This is a genomic window from Janibacter terrae NBRC 107853, from assembly GCF_001591405.1.
In the GTDB taxonomy this organism is placed as follows: Bacteria; Actinomycetota; Actinomycetes; order Actinomycetales; family Dermatophilaceae; genus Janibacter; species Janibacter terrae.
Map to the genome: position 1 here is coordinate 798,187 of NZ_BCUV01000007.1, position 17,210 is coordinate 815,396.

Here is a 17,210-nt window from a genome sequence, read left to right on the forward strand (position 1 = left end):
CCGACGCGGATCCGCGTCGGACACAATGGAGGCCATGACCCGAGTGAGCCGCCCGCACCTGCTGCTCGGGGTGGTGCTCTTCGTTCTGGTCGCGGCCTGGCCGGTCGCGAAGTTCCTCTTCCTCTTCCCGCAGGACCAGTGGCAGGTCGACGTGCAGGTCTACCGCGAGGGCGGCCTGTCGGTGCTCCAGGGGCGCCCGATCTACGCGCAGATGACGCAGCCACCGCAGCTGCTCCCCTTCACCTACCCGCCGATCGCGGCCTTCCTGTCGGTGCCCCTCGCGCTCGTCCCCTTCCCCGTCGCGGCGTGGGGGTGGACGATCACCCAGCTCCTCGCGAACGTCGCGATCACGTGGATCGCCTGGTACCGGCTCCGCGAGCGCGTGGGCCGGTGGGCGCCCGTGCTCGTCGGCGTCGTCGCTGCCGGGTTCCTGTGGACGCAGCCGGTCGGCGACGGGATCCGCTTCGCGCAGGTCAACGCCTTCCTCGTGCTGATGATCCTGCTCGACCTGCAGCGGCCGCGGCACCGCTGGCTGATGCAGGTCCCGCCGGGGATGCTCGTCGGGATGGCCATGGCCATCAAGCTCACGCCGGGCGTCTTCGTCATCCACTACCTCCTCAACAGGCGGTGGCGCGAGGCCGGGTGGGCGATCGGGACGGCGACCTTCGTCTCGGTCGCGGCGTGGCTCGTGCTGCCGCAGGCCTCCTTCGCCTTCTGGGGCGGCGCGCTCTCCGACCCGACCCGTCTGGGACCCAACGACGGCTCGGCCAACCAGGCCTTCCGCGCGACGCTCCTGCGGCGCGGCCTCGAGGGCACCGAGCTCACCCTCGCGTGGGCACCGTGGCTGCTCGTCATGGGCGCGCTCGTCTTCTGGGTCGGCCACCGCGCGTACCGGCAGGGTGACTGGGTGGCCGAGGCCGCGGCGATCGGGCTCGCCGGGTTCCTCCTCTCGCCCGTCTCCTGGGTGCACCACCTGCACTGGATCATGGTCATCGTCCCGGCGATCCTCGGCGTCTCAGTGCTGCGGGCCTGCCCGGACGTGCGACGGGTCGCGGCCGCGGCCGTCGTCGTCGCGTGGTTCGTCTGCACGATGCCGTTCTGGGGGGTGCTCTGGAAGCGCGAAGGGCGCTCCCCCGCCTGGGTCGGCGACCTCCTCGTCGAGGGCAATGTCATCGGCAGCGTCGTCGTCCTCGCCCTCCTCGGCTGGGCGGTGCTGCGCACCGACCGCGAGCGCGCCCACGAGACGCCGGTCGACGGGCCCGACCCAGCCCCTAGGGTGACCGCATGAGTGCCGTCGAGATCGCGCTGCTGGGCGGGCTCGCGCTCGCCCTGCTGTGCGTCGTCGTGCTCCTCGCCGGGGTGCGCCGCCTCACCGAACGGGTCGGGGTGCTCGAGCAGCGCGCGCCCGTCGGCGACGGTGACCTCGTCGCCCTTCGTCACGAGCTCGCCCAGGCGCTGCGGCACGTGGCCGTCGTGCGCTACGACGCCTTCGGCGACATGGGCGGGCGGCTGAGCTTCTCCGCCGCGGTCGTCGACGACACCGGCGACGGCTTCGTCCTCAGCAGCATCCACGGCCGCGGGGAGTCCCGCACCTACGCCAAGGGCGTCGTCGGCGGCGACGCCGACGCCACCCTCACCCCCGAGGAGCGTCAGGCGCTCGCGGCGGCCCGCACCGGGTCTCCGGACGCCTGACCCCGACCACTGGAGGAGACATGACCCGCTACGCCTACCTCGGACCCGAGGGCACCTTCACCCAGCAGGCGCTGCTGTCGTGGGTGGCCGACGCGGCCCACGAGCAGGTGCCGCTCGGGTCGGTCGACGCCGCGCTCGACGCGCTGCGCGCCGGCGACGTCGACGCGGCGGTCGTGCCCATCGAGAACAGCGTCGAAGGGGGTGTCTCGGCCACCCTCGACGCCCTCGCCTCGGGCGACCCGCTCGTCGTCGTCGGCGAGGTGCTCGTGCCGATCACCTTCGTCGCGTGCGCGCGACCGGGCACGGACCTGGGCCGGGTCCGCGCGATCGGCACGCACAGCCACGCGTGGGCGCAGGTGCGCGGGTGGGCCGGCAAGGAGGCGCCGCAGGCGATCTACGTGCCGACGCTCTCGACCGCCTCCGCGGCCAAGGACCTCGCCGAGCACCCGGACGACCTCGGCTACGACGTCGCGGTGTGCGCCCTGATCGCCGCGGAGCACTTCGGGCTCGAGGTGCTGGCGCACGACATCGGCGACATGACCAACGCCGTCACCCGGTTCGTCGTCGTGGCGCGGCCGGACTGGCTGCCCGCCCCGACCGGCCGCGACAAGACGACCGTCGTGCTCTACCAGCGCGCCGACCGGGCCGGTGGCCTGCTCGAGCTGCTCGAGCAGTTCGCGGTGCGGGGCATCAACATGACGCGGCTGGAGTCCCGCCCGACGAAGAAGTCGATGGGCTCCTACTGCTTCTCGATCGACCTCGAGGGGCACGTGCAGGACGAGCGGGTCGGTGCCGCGCTGATGAGCCTGCACCGGGTCTGCGCGGACGTGCGCTTCCTCGGCTCCTACCCGGCGGCCGCCGGGACCCCGATCACCGTCGACCCGATCACGAGCGACGCGGCCTTCGTCGCCGCCCGTGACTGGCTCGACCGGCTGCGGCGGCTCGGCGACTGAGGTCGAAGCCTGAGGTCGGCGCCCGCCGGCCGGGCGCCGCTCAGAGCGTCGCCAGGCGGGTGTTGGCGATGTCCGCGTAGTGCTTGCCGACGGCGACCTTGCGCTCGAGGTCGGCGATGACCGCGGGCACGAAGTCGATGCCGTACAGCTGCTCGCACGAGCCGAACCCACCGGGGCTGAAGACGTTGACCTCCATGAGCTTGTCGCCGACGATGTCGAGCCCGACGAGGAACATGCCGTCGGCGATGAGCTTGGGGCGCACCGCCTCCACGAGGTCGCGCATCGCGGGGGTGATCGTCACCTTCACGGCCTTGCCGCCGGCTGACATGTTCGAGCGCAGGTCCTTGCTCGTGCTCCTGCGGCGGAAGGCGGCGACCTGCCCGTCCACCTCGAGCGGGCGGCCGTTCATGACGAACATGCGCACGTCACCGTCCTTGGCCTCGGGCAGGTACTCCTGGGCGACGACGTAGCCGTCACGGGCGATCGCCTCGATGATCTGGCTGAGGTTGGGGGACTCCTTGCGGTCGACGAGGAAGACGCCGCTGCCCCCGGAGCCCTGCAGGGGCTTGAGCACGGCCCGGCCGCCGAGGTCGCCGACGAACTGCTCGATGAGCGCCTCGTCGCGGGAGATCAGGGTCTTGGGCCGCACGATCTCCGGGAAGTGCTGGAAGTAGGCCTTGGAGAGCGCGTTGGCCAGCGAGGTGGGGTCGTTGACGACGAGGACGCCGGCAGCCGCGAAGAGCTGGCCGAAGGCCACGCCCGCGTTGCCCGCCCACGGGTTGTCCTCGGCGTCGTCGGCCGGGTCGAAGCGCATCATGACGACGTCGAACTCGTCGATGCGCATCTGCTCCTCGATCTTGGGCTTCTGCACGTCCGCCAGGAAGCGCTCGAGCGACTTGTAGGCCTTCGCCGCGCCGGTGCGGGCACGCGCCGAGAGGGAGCCGTCGGGCTCGTAGGCGAAGTCACCGAGGCCCATGAGGTAGGCCTCGTGGCCCATCGTGTGGGCGGTCATCGCCAGGCGGGTGGTGGTGTAGTACGGCTCCTCGGTGAGGACGTCGTTGACGACGAATCCGATCTTCATGCGGGCTTCTCCTTGGGTCAGGTGGGGGACGAAGGGGGTGGCTCAGGCGTGGACGCTCGGGGGCAGCAGCCGGGTGACGTCGTCGGAGCACTCGGCGGCGGCCGCGAGCCGGTCCGCCGTCGAGGGGTCGTCGAGCCACCGCGGCAGGATCCGCGGGGGGTTGAGGATGCCGGCCTCGTCGAGCGAGTCGATGAGCGGCAGGTCGTCGAGCGAGAACTTGCCGAGCCACAGGCGATCGAGGGTGCCGCCGCCCCTCAGGTGGTCCAGCAGGTCGACGAGGCCGCGCAGGTAGATGGCGTCCTTGGTCAGCCCCCCGGAGCGGTAGGCGCGCATCGTCGTGGTGAAGGCGCTGGCCTCGGGGAACCCGGCGTCGACGAGTCCCTCCCACGCCTCGACGAAGGAGGAACCCCCCGTCATCCGGTGGACGGTGACGACCCGGGCCGCGAGCTGCCGCAGCCGGAAGGGGGTCAGACCGCCGCACCCGATCTCGGCGAGCACCGCCAGGCCCTCCTGGGTCTCGTCGTAGCCGGCGAGACCGGTGCCGAGCACCTGGATGGGCTGGGCCGAGCCGTTGACCTGCGTGACGAGGTGGGTCCCGACCTCGTGCTGGAGGAGGGCGTCGGCCCGCGCCCGCTGGACGGTCGCGTCGGGGTCGATGAGCAGGGTGTTGCCGGAGACGACCACGCCGTTGACGTCGTCACGGACCTCTGCGTGGATGTCGATGCCGGGGTCGATCCCCGTGTAGTGGTCGATCTCCGCCTGGGCCAGCCCGAGGAACTCCTCGGCGGTGACCCCCTCCCCCTTCGTCTCGGGGGTGGGGACGGCGGCGAGGATGTTCTCCGCCTGCTCCCGCAGGCGGGGGGAGGTCCCGCCGTAGAGCTCGGTGCTCAGCTGGCGGAAGACGTCGCTGTCCCGTGCCATGAGCATGTCGATCTGCAGCAGCAGCTCACGGTGCTTGGCCCGCAGGAGGGACGCGAGCGTGGTGTCCTCGACCTGGCTGACGTCGATGTTGGTGACGACCTGCTTGAGGACCTCCTGGTCGGCCTCGAGCTCGCGGTAGACGAAGCGCGGCTCGCTCACCCTGCCGGCGACGAACTCGGCCTTGATGTCGTCGGCGTTGACGGGGGTGACGTCGAGCAGGAAGCGCATCGACCCCGACATCTGGGCGAGGGCGTGGTCGATCGCGAGGTCGTTGACGCTGACCCTGCGCAGCGCCGCGGCGTCCTCGCTCATGCCGTGGCCCCCTCGGTCAGCCGCTCCAGCGCCGCCAGGACCGGGCCCCGGGTGGCGGCGAGGGCCGCGGCGATCGCCGCGATGCGCTCGTCGTCGGGCTCGCCGGTCCACTCGTCCATGTAGGTCTTCTTGAACTCGATGGCCAGCACGACGGCCTGGTCGGGGTAGCGCGCGTGCGCCCACTGCGCGATACCGCGCCCGCGGAACTTGACGTTCTCGCGCACGTCGAGCCGTCCGCCGGACAGCTCGACGTGCTCCATGAAGGTGTCGACGACGCTGCCCCAGCGCTCCCGGTCGAGGCTGCCGGTGCCGACGTTGACGTCGGGGTTGTCCTCCTGGGGGCCCGGTACGGCGTCGGCACCGTCACGACGGTGGTTGTAGGAGTGGACGTCGTAGACGACGAAGGGGCCGCGGGCCGCGATCTCGTCGAAGCGACGCCCCAGCTCGTCGTACACCTCGTCGAAGACCTCCAGCGAGCGCTCGGCGATGTCGTCCGGGAGCCGGCCGCCGCGCCACATGTCGAGCCCCCAGGCGTCCTCGGGCTCGCGGTAGACCGCCTCCTCGCGGACCCGGTTGAGGTCGGTCTCGAAGCGCGACCGGTGCACGACGAGACGAGCCGGCAGCCGCTCGATGAAGCGGTCGGTGAAGGGGTCCTCCTCGCGGAGCCGGACCTCCTCGTCGAGGACCATCTGCTCGTGGACCTCGGGTCGCAGGTCGTGGCCGGCGTGGACGGCGGTGGCGACGAGCTGGCCGCTCCAGTCGCCGTCGACGGAGAGCACGGGGAGATCGTGGGTGGCCTGCGGAGCGCGGGTTTCGGACATGCTTGTTGTCTACAGCATGGGAGCCCGCGGGGAAGAACCGTCGCACGCGCCCTCGCACCAGTCGAGCAGCCGCGCCGTGAGCGCCGCCGACTCGGGCAGCCGGGGGTCGGAGAGGTAGGAGTGCCACAGCCCCTCGGCGAGCACGAGGTCCGCCTCCCCGCCGGCGGCCCGCCAGGCCGTGTGGATCCGGGCGGTGTCGGACAGGAAGAGGTCGCGCGTGCCGGTCGTGAAGATCGCCGGCGGCAGTGCCCCGCCCGACCAGTCGGCGTGCACGGGTGAGACGAGCGGGTCGCGCAGGTCCGCGTCGCCGGCGTAGGCCCGGGCGAACCGCTCCTGCTGCCCCCGCCACCGGATGTAGGCGTCGCGGCCCTCGTTGACCCGGTGGCTGTCGCCCTCTCCCGCCAGGTCCCCGAAGGGGGTCAGCGCCACCATCCCGAGCGGCAGCGGCGGCCCGTCACCGGCCGCTCGCAGCTCCCGGATGCGCTGCAGTACACCGAGGGCGAGGTTGGCGCCGGCCGAGACGCCGCCGAGCAGGACCCGCGGGCCGCGCTCCTCCACCCCCGCCACGTAGGCCTCGAGGCAGACGTCGACGGCGACGGGGAAGCGCGCCTCGGGAGCGAGCGGGTACTCGACCGAGACGACCGGCCGGCCGAGCCCGGCCGCCAGCCGCAGCCCGGTCCCGTCATGCGCCGAGCCCCAGCAGAAGCCGCCGCCGTGGACCCACAGCACCCACGCGCCCTCGCTCGCCCCCGGCGTCGCCATGACGAGGTGCCCCCGCGCATCGCGTCGCGTCCCGACGCCCAGACCGGCTCGGTCCGCCTCGAACCCGGCGAGGCGCTGCTTCGCCCCCTTCGCCCGCAGCCACCGGGTGGTCCGCGGCGTGAGCGGCCACCGGTGGACCCGGTTGTCCGCCGCGGCCGCGGCCGCGACCGCCACGGCGCTCACCGTGGGCGGGAACCACGCCCTCACAGGTGCTCCCGTCCGCTCACGTGCGTGTCGACCCAGTGGTTGACCTGGCCCCACTGCCGCTCGAGCCAGACCGCGACCTCGTCCGGGTCCGTCGGCACGTCCTCGCTGCGGAAGGTGCGACCGCGGAGGAGCAGCCGGTTGCGGAAGGGCACGGCCCGCACGACCGCGGCCGGTCCGGAGATCATGTCGAGCCCCGTGTGGGCGATGACCATGACGTCGGCCTCGGGGGCGCGCTCGCGGATCGCGGCGACGCCGCGGGAGCGGGCCTCGAGGACCCAGGGGCGGGCGACGGCGGTGGCGAGCCGCTCGGCCTCGCCGCGGGCCTTGAGCTGACGCACCTGCACCTCGTGCCGCTCCCGGGTCCAGTTGCGACCCTCCGGGAAGATGAGCATCGCGTCCTTGGCGGTGAGCGTCGCGGCGAGCTCGGCGACGCCACGCGCCCGGTCGTCACCGGCACCGGAGCGCGAGGGCACGAAGTAGGAGTCGAGCCGCTGCAGCACCATCGCGATGCCCGGGTCCCACAGCATCGCGTCGGCGAGGACGACCCGGGGGATGCGCCCGGCGGTCGAGGCGAGCAGCCAGGCGATGGCGAGCGAGTCGGCCGGGCCGGCGTGCCGGGAGATGACGACGAGCGGGTGGCCGGGACGGCCGACGGTCAGCTCCCCCTCGATCTCGACGTGGAACCCGACGACCCGCCGGGCCGTGAAGAGCACGTGGTCGAGCGCCCGCTGGATGAGCTCGAGGTGGTCCGCGTCCCACGTGGGGCTCGTCCCCCGCGGGGAGCGCAGGCGCAGGTACCAGCACTCGACGACCAGCCCGATGTCCTCCCACATGACGTAGAGCGCGAGGAAGAGGCAGCGCAGGAGCGCCAGCCGCCGGTCCCACGGCCACAGCAGGAGCAGGCAGGGGGTGATGACGACGAAGAGCAGGGACACGACGATGCCGACGAACGGGTAGAGCGCCTGCAGGAGCAGCCGCAGCCACATCGGCGGAGCGGGCAGCGAGGGCAGCGCCGAGATCCTCACGCCCGACCCTCGAGGTAGCCGGTCGTCGCCGCGAAGGCCCGGGCCATGCGGTCCTCGACCTTGGCCACCGACCCCTGCCCGAGCAGGGAGGCGGTCGGGGTCCGGTCCACGCCGCTCGGCAGCACGTGCAGGCGCACCGAGTCGGGCACCTCCGCGATCTCCTCGACGAAGCGGTGCCGACGCGCGATCTCGAAGGCCACGAGCCCGACGTCGAGCGGGTTGGTCGGCGCGAGGAGCGGCTGCTCGACCCGTCCGACCTGGAGCACGTGGATGTCGGTGGCGCCCAGGGCCATCGCCCGCCCCACGGGGATCGAGTGCACGAGCCCGCCGTCGTAGTAGTGCGCGCCGTCGATCTGGACGGGCGGGAAGAGACCGGGCACCGCGCAGCTCGCGGCCACGGCCGGCCCGATCCGGCCGGACGTGAACCACCGCGACGCCGAGCTCTCGATCTCCGCGGCGACGCACTGGAAGGGCACCGGCAGGTCCTCGATGAGGTCGACCCCCAGGTGCCGCTCGACGAGGTCCGCGATGAGCCCGCGCCGCATGACGTGCGTGCGGTGCCTCGCGAAGCGCGCGGCCTGCCGCACGGGGTTCTCGTTCATCTCCCCCGAGCTGACGACATCGCGCCACAGGCCCTCGAGCCGCTCGACGCCCTCGGCGGTCGGGTCGGCGGCGATGAAGGCACCGTTGACGGAGCCGATGCTCGTGCCGACGACGAGGTCGGGCGTGATGTCCGCGGCGAGCAGCGCGCGCAGCATGCCCACCTGGGTCGCTCCGAGGACGCCACCGCCACCGAGGACGAAGGCGGTCATGGGCATGGTCGTCAGGTTACTGCGGGGTCTTCCCGGCGCGCGGGTCCGACCCGTCCTGGGGGATGACGTCGACGCCGACCTTGAGGCTGGACCCACCCCCTTCGCCGAAGATCACGCCCTTGAGCGGCGAGACGTCGCGGAAGTCCCGCCCCCAGCCGGTGACGATGTAGCGCGAGTCGGCGAAGTGGTTGTTGGTCGGGTCGAGGTCGACCCAGTCGCCGTCGGGGGTCATCGCCGCGACCCACGCGTGCGAGGCGTCCGAGCCCTGCAGCTTGACCTTGCCCGGCGCCGGCCGGGTCTCGATGTAGCCCGAGACGTAGCGGCCGGGGATGCCGACGGCGCGCAGGCAGCCGGCGGCGAGGTGGGCGAAGTCCTGGCAGACGCCCTCGCGCTGGGCGAGCAGCTCCGGCAGCGTGGTCTTCACGCTCGTCGTGCCCTTGGCGTACGTGAAGTCGCGGTAGATGTCGGAGTACAGCGCGACGAGGGCCTCGCCGAAGGGCCGGTCCGGGGGCAGGATGCCGGCCGAGTAGGCGATGACCTCGGGTGCGATCTCGACGAGCGCCGACGGCAGCAGGTACTGCGCCGCCTCGGCCCGGTCGATCCCCTCGCCGGCGTCGACGAGCTCGGCGACCTCCGCGACCGTCCACGCGTCCAGCCGGCCCATGTCCGGCGGCGGCCACTCGATCTCCATGAGGCTGCGCTTGTACACGTCGAGCACGGTGTGCGGCGTGCGCACCTCGTAGAAGCTCGAGTGGTTGCCGAAGTGGTCGACGTGCTCGGTGTGGATGTGCGGCTCGGGCACGATCTCGACGGAGTGCTCGACGACCCGCTGCTGCGCGGTCTCCCGCGGCCGCAGCAGCGCCCGGCCGAAGGAGTCGGTCACGTACTCCTCGTACGTGTACGTCGTGCGGTGGCGCACCTCGTACCGACGAAGGGTGTGGTGCTCCGGCTTGATGACGGGGACCAGCGGGTTGCCGGTGGCGACCGGCTCGGGGGCCGGCGGGTGCGGGGGGACAGAGGTGTTGTCGATGCTCACCAGGACTCCTCCCCACCGTTCCACTGGACCCACTGGACACTGCGTCCCGGGGTCTTGCGGCTGAAGTACGAGGCGTCGATCGTGCGGTGGATCGTGCGCAGGTCGTTGCCGAGCCGGGTGAGTGCCTCGCCGAGGGGCGCGCGGGCGTCGGCGAAGAGCTCGTCGAGGTCGAGGACCGCGATCCGCTCCATCAGCTCGCGCGCCAGCGGCAGCGCGTCCTCGTCGTCGATGAGGTCGAGGGCCTCGACGAGCCGCTCGACCTGGAAGGCGACCGAGCGCGGGTTGGTGACGTCCCGCAGGAGCAGGTCGACGGCCGCCTGGAGCGAGGACAGGCTCCCGAGTCCACCGGTGAGCCGCCGCCGGTAGGTGATGACGGACTCTGCGGCCATGAGCGCGGCCTCGGTCGTCGTGCCCTCGACGACGGGCGCGCGCTCGACGGCGAGCACGCTGGAGAGCAGCCGGATCGTCTGCTGGGCGCGCTCGACCCGCTTGCCGGCGTCGGTGAAGGCCCAGGCGGGGTCGCGGATGAGCGACTCGACCCCGATGCCCGCGAGCGCGAGCAGGCCCTCGATGGTCTCCATGAGCAGCTCCTGCAGGTCGTCCTGCGGAACGGCGTGCTGGAGGGTGCGCTCGAGGCGCGACATGACCAGCCAGGTGTCGAGCGAGAGGCTCTCGCGCACGGCCTGGGCGGCGATGACGGCGCGGTGGGTGCTGTAGGCGACCGACCCGACGACCCGCGGCTCGAGCGTCAGCTCGCGCAGGTACGGCAGCGGGTCCTCGCGGCGAGCCGCGGCGCCCTCGCCCTGGAACCCGGGCGAGACCGACATGACCTCGGTGACGGCGTCGAGGATCGCGAGCATCGCGGTGTGGCCGGTCGTCCCCGGCCGGGCCGCGTGGTCGTCGACGAGGTTGTCGGCGACGCGCAGCAGCCGGGCGGCGGCCTCGGCCCGCTCGGCGTAGCGGCCCATCCAGTACAGGTCGGCGGCGACGCGCGGTGCCGGGGCTGCGTAGCCGCTCGCCGTCCCGCCCTGGACGCTGGGGAAGGTGAGGACCTCCCCTTCGCGCGGCGCGTCGGGGTCCGCGCGGACCCACACGTCCTTGCTCATCGCCCCGCTGATGCTCGAGATCGCCCCGGAGTCGGGGCGCACGGCGACCCGGGCGAGACCACCGGGCATGACCGCGTAGTCGTCCTCGTCGGCGACGGCGAAGGTGCGCAGCACGACGCTGCGCGGCTCGAGGCCGCCGGCCGTGACCACGGGCGCGGTCGACATCGTCAGCGGGTCCTGCGCCGTCCACCGCCACGGCTCGGCCTGGATGCGCATCGCGAGGTCGTCGCGCTCCTGCGCGCTCAGCTCCCAGCCGAAGATCGAGTTGGTGTTGCCCTGGCGCGAGGCGGGCTTGACGACGAGGCTGGAGAGCTGGGTGACGATGTGGCTGAGGTGCGTCGGCTCGCCGGCCCACCACGTCTGCGTCGAGGCGAGCGAGAGGTCCTCGCCGAGGACGTGCCGGCAGATCTGCGGCAGGTACGGGATGAGGGCAGGGTTCTCCAGGACGCCGGAGGAGACGGGGTTGACGATCGAGACGTTGCCGAGGCGGGCGGCCTCGACCATGCCCGGCAGCCCGAGCCGGGAGTCGCCGCGCAGGTCGAGCTGGTCGACCGCGTCGCCCTCGACCCGGCGCATGATGACGTCGACCGGGGTGAGCCCGGAGGTCGTGCGCATCCAGATCCGGCCGTCCCGGCTCACGAGGTCCTCGGACTCGACGACGGGCACGCCGAGGACCGTGGACTGGAGGGCCTCGTCAAAGGCGGCGTCGCTGAGCGCGCCCGGCGTGAGGATGACGATCCGGGGCACGTCGTCGGTCTCGGGGGCCGCCGCGACGAGCGCCTTGTGCACCTGGAAGAAGAAGCCGCGCAGCCGGGCGAGGTCGACCTCACGGTGCAGGTCGGGCAGGACCCGGGCGGTGATCCGCCGGTTGGCCATGGCGAAGCCCGCGCCGCTCGGTGCCTGCGTCCGGTCGGCGAAGACCCGCCAGGTGCCGTTGCGGTCGCGGGCCAGGTCCATCGCCGGCATGACGAGCTGGCGCGGTCCGGGGACGCGGATCCCGTCGGCCTGCGGCAGCCACCCGTCGTGGCCGAAGACCGCGGCGCCCGGCAGGATGCCGTGGCGCACGAACCGCTGCTCGCCGCTGAGGTCGGTGAGCACCTCGTCGAGGAGGGCGGAGCGCTGCCTGACGCCCTGCTCCAGCCGCGCCCACTCGGCCGGGCCGAAGGTCAGCGGGAGCGGGTCGAGCTCCCACTCGCGCGGCTCCGTCGGGACCTGCGGCCCCTCGGCGGCGTCGCTGCCCTCCGCGGGGACCCCGGCGCCGTAGGTGATGCCATCGTCGGCGACGAAGCGGCGGGCAGCCGCGCGGGCGGCGAGCAGCGCGGGCAGCCCGGCCCCGGCGAGCTGGTCCGCGAGCGGCTGCGCGGCCTCGCGGACCCCGTCGAGGGTGACGAGCTCGTCCACCCCTTCGCTGCTCGTGACGACCTCGCGGTAGTCGTCGAGCAGCGTGGAGGGATCGTCACCGACGGCCGCAGCTGACATGTTGCGACACTAACGCGCCCGCCTGTCCGACCCCGAACCCCATGCGCCCCAGGTTTATCGGGTCACCCGATAAACCTCGCCTTCGCAAGAGTTTGAAACTCCTGCGAAGGCGAGGAAAGTCCTGCTCAGCTGCGGACGAAGGGGGTCAGCGTCGCGTCCCGCTCCCCGCGACCTTCACGTCCGCCCAGACGAGCCGGTGGTCGCTCGTCGGGAAGGGGTAGGTGCCGGTCAGGCGGTACAGCGGGCTGTCGCTCGTGGGCCAGAAGACCCCGGAGTCGCGGATCGGCAGGTTGCGGCTCGGCAGCACGTAGTCCACCCGGAGGTTGCCCGGCGGCTCGGCGAAGTCGGCCGTGTCCTGGGCCGGGTCGCCGACGTGCTCGGCGTTGATCCCGCCCTGGGTCTCGCTGGCCTCGACGCCACCCCCGCTCGTCGGGGTGTGCGAGGTGTTGACGCGCGGGTTGTCGAGGACCTGGTGGATGGCGCCGTCCGTGCTGTCGCCGTCGTTCGGGTCGGCGTTCTGGTCGCCGGCGATGACGAAGCGCGCGTCGCGCGCCAGCCCGCCCCGGCCCCCTTCGTCGTCGTGGATGTACGAGGCGGTCCGCCCACCCGTGACGTAGTCGCCCCAGAAGCGGATCTCGTCCGCGTTGCGCCGACCGTTGCGGTCCTCGGGACCGTCGAAGGTGGGCGGCGTCGGGTGGCTCACGAGGAAGTGCACGTCCTTGCGGCCGATCTCGATCGGCAGGTCCCAGTGGCTCTTGGAGCTCAGCCGCAGGTCGGCCTGCTCGGCCGGCGAGTAGTAGTCCGTGGGGATGCGGTTGCCCGGCATGTCGGCCCAGCGGAACTCCTGGAAGGTCCGCACGCGGTCGAGGTCGATCGGGTACTTGCTGTAGACGACCATGCCGTACTGCCCCGGGAAGAGCCCGAAGCCGAACGCGTCGTCGCCCCCGCCGACCCGGCCGTCGTCGTTGAGGTCGTGGCCGCTCGGCACGCCCGTATTGCTCGGGGCGATGTAGTGGTACGGGTACGCGATGGGGTCCGCACCGCGCTGGCCGACCGCGAGGTAGTTGTCGCGGAAGAGCTCGGCGGCCTCCGGCGAGTAGTCGAACTCGTTGACGAGCACCACGTCCGGGTCCGCGCGCTGGATCGTCTCGGCGACGTTGCGGGCCTGGACGTCGTCGGGTGTCGAGAGGTCGTTGACGAGCTGGCCCTCGGTGGCGCGGTTGAGCGAGGCGTTGAAGGTCGCGAAGCGCACGGTCTGGGTGCCGGGACCCGCCTTCGCCTGAGGGGTGGCGGTGGCGGGAGCGGCGGTCGCGGCCAGGGCGGCGACGCCGAGGAGGGCGGCGTACCTCGGGAGTCGGGTCATGCGCCCGACGGTAGGCGCGAAGGGAGAACACCGCCTGACGTCTACGCGAACAGTGCATCGCAAAGGGCTCTTTGCAAACATCTCTTTGCGGTCTATCTTCGTCCCATGGAGCCCGTCGTCCCCGACATCACCCAGCTCAAGGCCCTCTCGCACCCGGTGCGCCTGCGGCTGCTCAGCATGCTGCGCACGCTCGGCCCCGCCACGGCGAGCCAGGTCGCGCGCCGCCTCGGGCTCAACTCTGGCGCGACGAGCTACCACCTGCGCCAGCTCGCGGAGCACGGGTTCATCGAGGAGGCGCCCGAGCTCGGCACCAGGCGGGACCGCTGGTGGCGGGCGAGCGCGCTGTCGACCTCGGTGCGCGACGAGGACGTGACCACGGACGAAGGGAGGGACGCCACCGACGCCTTCCACCAGCTGGCGGTGACACACTCGGCGAGCCGGATGCAGGCGGCCGCGACCCGCCGTGGGGGCGAGTCCGACGACTGGCGCCCGCTCACCTCGATCAGCGATCTGCAGGTGCCCGTGACGGAGGAGCAGGCGGCGAGGATCCAGGAGCGCTTCGAGGCCCTCGTCTGGGAGGTCATCGAGGAGCATCCCCCGGCCCCCGGCCCCCTCGAGGAGGGCCAGCGCCGCTACGCCGTCATCGTCTCGAGCTTCCCCACCGAGGACGAGGACCCCTGGGATGCGTGAGCCGCTCTCCCCCGATGCCGCCCGCCGCGTCTTCCTCACCCTGACGACGACCCGCTGGCTGCCGATCGGCTTCGTCGTCGGGCTCTTCACGCTCTGGCAGCTCGAGCGGGGTCTGACCCTCCCGCAGGCGCTCACCGCCTCCGCGGTCATGGGCGTCGCGGTCGTGGCACTGGAGCTGCCGACGTCCGGCTTCGCCGACGCGCTCGGCCGCCGCCCGGTGCTGGTCGCGGCCGCGGTCGCCAACGTCGCGTCGATGGTGGCGCTGCTCGTGGCCCAGTCCTTCCTCGCCTTCGTCCTCGCGTCCCTGCTCACCGGTGTCTTCCGCGCGCTCGACTCGGGGCCGCTGGAGGCCTGGTACGTCGACACGGTCCACGCGAGCCGTCCGGGCGCGGACGTCGACCAGGACCTCTCCCGCTCGACCTCGATCCTCGGCCTGGCGATCGCCGGTGGGGCGCTGCTGTCCGGTGGGCTCGTCGCGTGGCACCCGATCGGGTCGCACTCGGCGCTGTGGCTGCCGGTCGTCGTCTGCCTGGCGCTGTCGGTGGTCCACCTGGTCGCGGTCGTCGCGCTCATGCGCGAACCGGTCACCCACCTCGACTCGACGGGCTGGGCCCGCGCGGCGACGTCGGCCAGGGCCACGCCGCGCATCATCGGGTCCGGTCTGCGGCTCGTGCGCGACAACCCGGTGCTGCGCGGGCTGGTGCTGCTCGAGTGCTTCTGGAGCACGGCGCTCATCGCCTCGGAGTCGCTCACCCCGGTGCGGATGGCCGAGCTCCTCGGCGGCGAGGAGCGCGCCGGCATCGTCATGGGTCCGCTCGCGGCCGTCGCGTGGCTCGTCTTCGCGGTCGGGGCGTGGGCGTGCGGCAGGGCCTCTGCTCGCTGGGGCGTGGCCCGCGCGGCGATCCTCGGCCGGCTCGTGCACAGCGTCCTGACGATCGGCATGGCGCTGGCGGTCGGCCCCATCGGCCTCGTCGTCGCCCACCTGCTCGCCTACACCGGCCACGGCATGCAGGGCCCGGCCTACAACGCGCTGCTGCACCGCGAGGCGAGCTCGGCCAACCGCTCGACCGTGCTGTCGCTCGCCTCGATGTCGGCCTTCGGCTTCACCGCGATCACCATGCCCCTGGCCGGTCTGCTCGCCTCCGCGACGTCGACCCAGCTCGCGATGGCGGCCGCCGGCGTCTTCGGCCTGGGCGGCGTGTGGTGCCTCCTGCCGGCGCTGCGGGCCGAGCGTTCGCTCGGGGACTCAGTCGCCCCGCAGCGTCCCGAGGACGAGGGGCAGCTCCGGTGGGATCTCGCTCGCGAGGTAGCCGACCCGACCGAAGCGGGCTGCGAGGGCGTCGCCGGCAGCCGCGTGGACGTACTTCGCCCAGACCAGCGACTGCACCAGCCCGGCGCCCCGTGAGAGCAGACCCAGGGCGGCCCCGGCCACGACATCACCACTGCCCGACGTGCCGAGCCCGGTGTCCCCGGTCGTGACCTGCCAGACATCGCCCCCGGCGACGATCCAGCTGTCGCAGCTCACCACCGCGCCGAACCGCCGCGCCACGGCCAGGGCAGCATCCACGACGTCGTCCTCGGCCAGCGTGCCCCGGTCGACGAGCCGGGCCAGCTCGCTGGAGTTGGGGGTGAGGAGGAGCCTGCCGGCGAGTGCGCGGGCGACCTGGTCCGGGACGTCCGGCAGCGTCGTCGCCGCGAACGCGTCGAGGACGATGGGGGTGCCCTCCGGCAGCACCCCGACGACCTCGTGGAGGAGCCGGGCCGAGCCCTCGGCGTCGGAGAGTCCGGGCCCGACGAGCACCGCATCCGCTCGCGACAGCTCCCGCTCGAGCAGGACCCCGCAGTCCTCCCCCGTGACGGCGCCACGGCCGTCCTGCGGCAGCCCTGTCGTACCGCACTCAGGCACCGCGACGGCCACCTGCGTGGCGACCCCCTCCGCCGTGGCCAGGTGCAGCCGACCGGCACCCATCCGCAGCGCGGAGACCCCGGCCAGGATCGCTCCGCCGGGGGTCGAGCAGGAGCCGCCCACCACGAGGGCCAGGCCACGGCTGTACTTGGTCCCGTCCGGCTCGGGCAGCGGCCAGGACCGCAGCAGCGCCGGGGTGACCAGGCGCGGCAACCTCGGCGAGCCGCCCTCCACCCCCGCGACCACGCCGCTGTCGGGCCCTCGAGGAGCGCTCTCCTCAGGCACGCTCGGCCCCGACCTCGTCCGAGGCGCCGGGCTGATCCGTCACCTCGACGCCCTCCTCGCGCAGGTGGGAGTCCAGGTTGTACTCCGTCACGACCCATCCGGTCACGGACTCCTCGTCGCGGCGGATCCGGCAGATGGCGGCGTTGCGCAACCCGTTGGTGCGCGCCCGCTCGAGCACCTCCTCCTCGCCGAGGCCCTCGGCGACGTAGCAGAAGAGCAGCAGGACGACATCGTGCCCGGTGACGAGGACCCGCTCGTGCGTCTCGGTGTTGGCGAGATCGGTCAGCACGCCGCGCACGCGTTGGGCGACATCGGCCCACGACTCGCCGCCCGGCGGGCGGTAGTAGAACTTGCCCAGCCACTGGCGTCGCTCCGCCTCCTCGGGGAAGCGGGCCGTGATCCCCTGCGCGGTGAGCTGGTCGGTGATCCCCATGTCGCGGTCCCGAAGCCGCTCGTCGACGCGGTAGTCGAGGTCCACCTCGGCGACGGCCAGGGCGCGCTCCGCCGTCTCGCGAGCGCGACGATAGGGACTCGTCCAGATCACCTGGGGCTGCTCATCAGGTGGGAGCGCGGTCAACCAGCGCCCCACGGCGTCGGCCTGTCGTTGCCCGACCTGCGACAGCACGACGTCGGGGTCCCGCGCCGGCACCTCGATCCGGTCCCTGCGCTCCGCCTGCGCGCGCTCCGCAGCGACATTCCCCTCGGACTGGCCGTGCCGCACGAGAATCACATCCGTCAGACCCATGGTGCGACCTTAGA

The 17,210-nt window shown here is 72.8% G+C and carries 15 protein-coding genes and 1 pseudogene; 5 read left to right on the forward strand and 11 right to left on the reverse strand.

From position 1 onward, the window contains the following. The first annotated feature begins 34 nt into the window (after positions 1–34). The 3 genes from JT1_RS13500 to pheA are packed head-to-tail and all read left to right on the forward strand — an operon-like array spanning position 35 to position 2,645. On the forward strand, positions 35–1,288 hold the full coding sequence (locus tag JT1_RS13500) for a glycosyltransferase 87 family protein (RefSeq protein ID WP_255218328.1): 1,254 nt from the start codon (positions 35–37) through the stop codon (positions 1,286–1,288). Next, positions 1,285–1,692 carry a DUF4446 family protein gene (locus tag JT1_RS13505; protein ID WP_068327449.1) on the forward strand — a complete coding sequence of 136 codons (408 nt, stop codon included), beginning with the start codon at positions 1,285–1,287 and terminating at the stop codon, positions 1,690–1,692. Before JT1_RS13500 ends, JT1_RS13505 begins: the two co-directional genes overlap by 4 nt. A 20-nt stretch (positions 1,693–1,712) precedes the next feature. After that, positions 1,713–2,645, forward strand: coding sequence for a prephenate dehydratase (gene pheA / locus JT1_RS13510; RefSeq protein WP_068327452.1), 933 nt, complete (start codon positions 1,713–1,715; stop codon positions 2,643–2,645). Positions 2,646–2,685: 40 nt separating this feature from the next. Here pheA and JT1_RS13515 read toward each other — a convergent pair whose 3' ends face one another. The 9 genes from JT1_RS13515 to JT1_RS13555 form a co-directional block, all read right to left on the reverse strand. After that, the gene (locus tag JT1_RS13515) at positions 2,686–3,726 is read right to left on the reverse strand and encodes a glutathione synthetase (RefSeq protein ID WP_068327455.1); all 1,041 of its coding nucleotides are present in this window, start codon (positions 3,724–3,726) and stop codon (positions 2,686–2,688) included. A 42-nt stretch (positions 3,727–3,768) separates the two neighbouring features. Then, positions 3,769–4,959: a peptidase MATCAP family protein gene (locus tag JT1_RS13520; RefSeq protein ID WP_068327458.1), complete on the reverse strand. Its 1,191-nt coding sequence runs from the start codon at positions 4,957–4,959 to the stop codon at positions 3,769–3,771. Then, positions 4,956–5,780 carry an N-formylglutamate amidohydrolase gene (locus JT1_RS13525; protein ID WP_068327460.1) on the reverse strand — a complete coding sequence of 275 codons (825 nt, stop codon included), beginning with the start codon at positions 5,778–5,780 and terminating at the stop codon, positions 4,956–4,958. The genes JT1_RS13520 and JT1_RS13525 overlap by 4 nt, the downstream gene beginning before the upstream one ends. Positions 5,781–5,789: 9 nt before the next feature. After that, on the reverse strand, positions 5,790–6,749 hold the full coding sequence (locus JT1_RS13530; RefSeq protein WP_169702009.1) for an alpha/beta hydrolase: 960 nt from the start codon (positions 6,747–6,749) through the stop codon (positions 5,790–5,792). Beyond that, positions 6,746–7,774, reverse strand: a complete 1,029-nt coding sequence (locus JT1_RS13535) for a 1-acyl-sn-glycerol-3-phosphate acyltransferase (RefSeq protein ID WP_068327466.1) — start codon at positions 7,772–7,774, stop codon at positions 6,746–6,748. The genes JT1_RS13530 and JT1_RS13535 overlap by 4 nt, the downstream gene beginning before the upstream one ends. After that, the gene (locus tag JT1_RS13540) at positions 7,771–8,592 is read right to left on the reverse strand and encodes a patatin-like phospholipase family protein (RefSeq protein ID WP_068327470.1); all 822 of its coding nucleotides are present in this window, start codon (positions 8,590–8,592) and stop codon (positions 7,771–7,773) included. Before JT1_RS13540 ends, JT1_RS13535 begins: the two co-directional genes overlap by 4 nt. Before the next feature lie 10 nt (positions 8,593–8,602). After that, positions 8,603–9,622 carry a transglutaminase family protein gene (locus tag JT1_RS13545; RefSeq protein ID WP_068327473.1) on the reverse strand — a complete coding sequence of 340 codons (1,020 nt, stop codon included), beginning with the start codon at positions 9,620–9,622 and terminating at the stop codon, positions 8,603–8,605. Further along, the gene (locus JT1_RS13550) at positions 9,619–12,207 is read right to left on the reverse strand and encodes a circularly permuted type 2 ATP-grasp protein (protein WP_068327476.1); all 2,589 of its coding nucleotides are present in this window, start codon (positions 12,205–12,207) and stop codon (positions 9,619–9,621) included. Before JT1_RS13550 ends, JT1_RS13545 begins: the two co-directional genes overlap by 4 nt. A 145-nt stretch (positions 12,208–12,352) precedes the next feature. Next, the gene (locus JT1_RS13555; RefSeq protein WP_068327479.1) at positions 12,353–13,570 is read right to left on the reverse strand and encodes an endonuclease/exonuclease/phosphatase family protein; all 1,218 of its coding nucleotides are present in this window, start codon (positions 13,568–13,570) and stop codon (positions 12,353–12,355) included. A 105-nt stretch (positions 13,571–13,675) separates the two neighbouring features. On the opposite strand from JT1_RS13555, the gene JT1_RS13560 reads away from it, so the two are divergent. Together JT1_RS13560 and JT1_RS13565 are read left to right on the forward strand one after the other, a co-directional pair. Next, a complete protein-coding gene (locus JT1_RS13560; protein WP_068327482.1) occupies positions 13,676–14,260 on the forward strand; it encodes an ArsR/SmtB family transcription factor in 585 nt (194 codons plus the stop codon). Continuing rightward, complete coding sequence (locus JT1_RS13565; RefSeq protein WP_439645750.1) at positions 14,253–15,665, forward strand: MFS transporter; 1,413 nt, start codon at positions 14,253–14,255, stop codon at positions 15,663–15,665. Before JT1_RS13560 ends, JT1_RS13565 begins: the two co-directional genes overlap by 8 nt. Here the strand turns inward: JT1_RS13565 and JT1_RS17980 are convergent. Both JT1_RS17980 and JT1_RS13570 read right to left on the reverse strand, forming a co-directional pair. Continuing rightward, positions 15,609–16,451 (reverse strand): annotated as a pseudogene (locus JT1_RS17980) (ADP-dependent NAD(P)H-hydrate dehydratase); the annotation flags it as partial. The gene JT1_RS13565 and the pseudogene JT1_RS17980 sit on opposite strands and share 57 nt — an antisense overlap. Continuing rightward, positions 16,444–17,196, reverse strand: a complete 753-nt coding sequence (locus JT1_RS13570) for a histidine phosphatase family protein (RefSeq protein WP_068327485.1) — start codon at positions 17,194–17,196, stop codon at positions 16,444–16,446. The gene JT1_RS13570 and the pseudogene JT1_RS17980, both read right to left, overlap by 8 nt. Positions 17,197–17,210: the final 14 nt, after the last annotated feature.

Excerpts from the sequence above, each read along its gene's own strand:
- JT1_RS13525 (WP_068327460.1), bottom strand. The coding sequence starts at position 5,780 with ATGTCCGAAACCCGCGCTCCGCAGGCCACCCACGATCTCCCCGTGCTC.
- JT1_RS13505 (WP_068327449.1), top strand. The coding sequence starts at position 1,285 with ATGAGTGCCGTCGAGATCGCGCTGCTGGGCGGGCTCGCGCTCGCCCTG.
- JT1_RS13540 (WP_068327470.1), bottom strand. The coding sequence starts at position 8,592 with ATGCCCATGACCGCCTTCGTCCTCGGTGGCGGTGGCGTCCTCGGAGCG.
- JT1_RS13515 (WP_068327455.1), bottom strand. The coding sequence starts at position 3,726 with ATGAAGATCGGATTCGTCGTCAACGACGTCCTCACCGAGGAGCCGTAC.
- JT1_RS13570 (WP_068327485.1), bottom strand. The coding sequence starts at position 17,196 with ATGGGTCTGACGGATGTGATTCTCGTGCGGCACGGCCAGTCCGAGGGG.
- JT1_RS13555 (WP_068327479.1), bottom strand. The coding sequence starts at position 13,570 with ATGACCCGACTCCCGAGGTACGCCGCCCTCCTCGGCGTCGCCGCCCTG.
- JT1_RS13550 (WP_068327476.1), bottom strand. The coding sequence starts at position 12,207 with ATGTCAGCTGCGGCCGTCGGTGACGATCCCTCCACGCTGCTCGACGAC.
- JT1_RS13500 (WP_255218328.1), top strand. The coding sequence starts at position 35 with ATGACCCGAGTGAGCCGCCCGCACCTGCTGCTCGGGGTGGTGCTCTTC.
- JT1_RS13565 (WP_439645750.1), top strand. The coding sequence starts at position 14,253 with ATGCGTGAGCCGCTCTCCCCCGATGCCGCCCGCCGCGTCTTCCTCACC.
- pheA (WP_068327452.1), top strand. The coding sequence starts at position 1,713 with ATGACCCGCTACGCCTACCTCGGACCCGAGGGCACCTTCACCCAGCAG.
- JT1_RS13560 (WP_068327482.1), top strand. The coding sequence starts at position 13,676 with ATGGAGCCCGTCGTCCCCGACATCACCCAGCTCAAGGCCCTCTCGCAC.
- JT1_RS13520 (WP_068327458.1), bottom strand. The coding sequence starts at position 4,959 with ATGAGCGAGGACGCCGCGGCGCTGCGCAGGGTCAGCGTCAACGACCTC.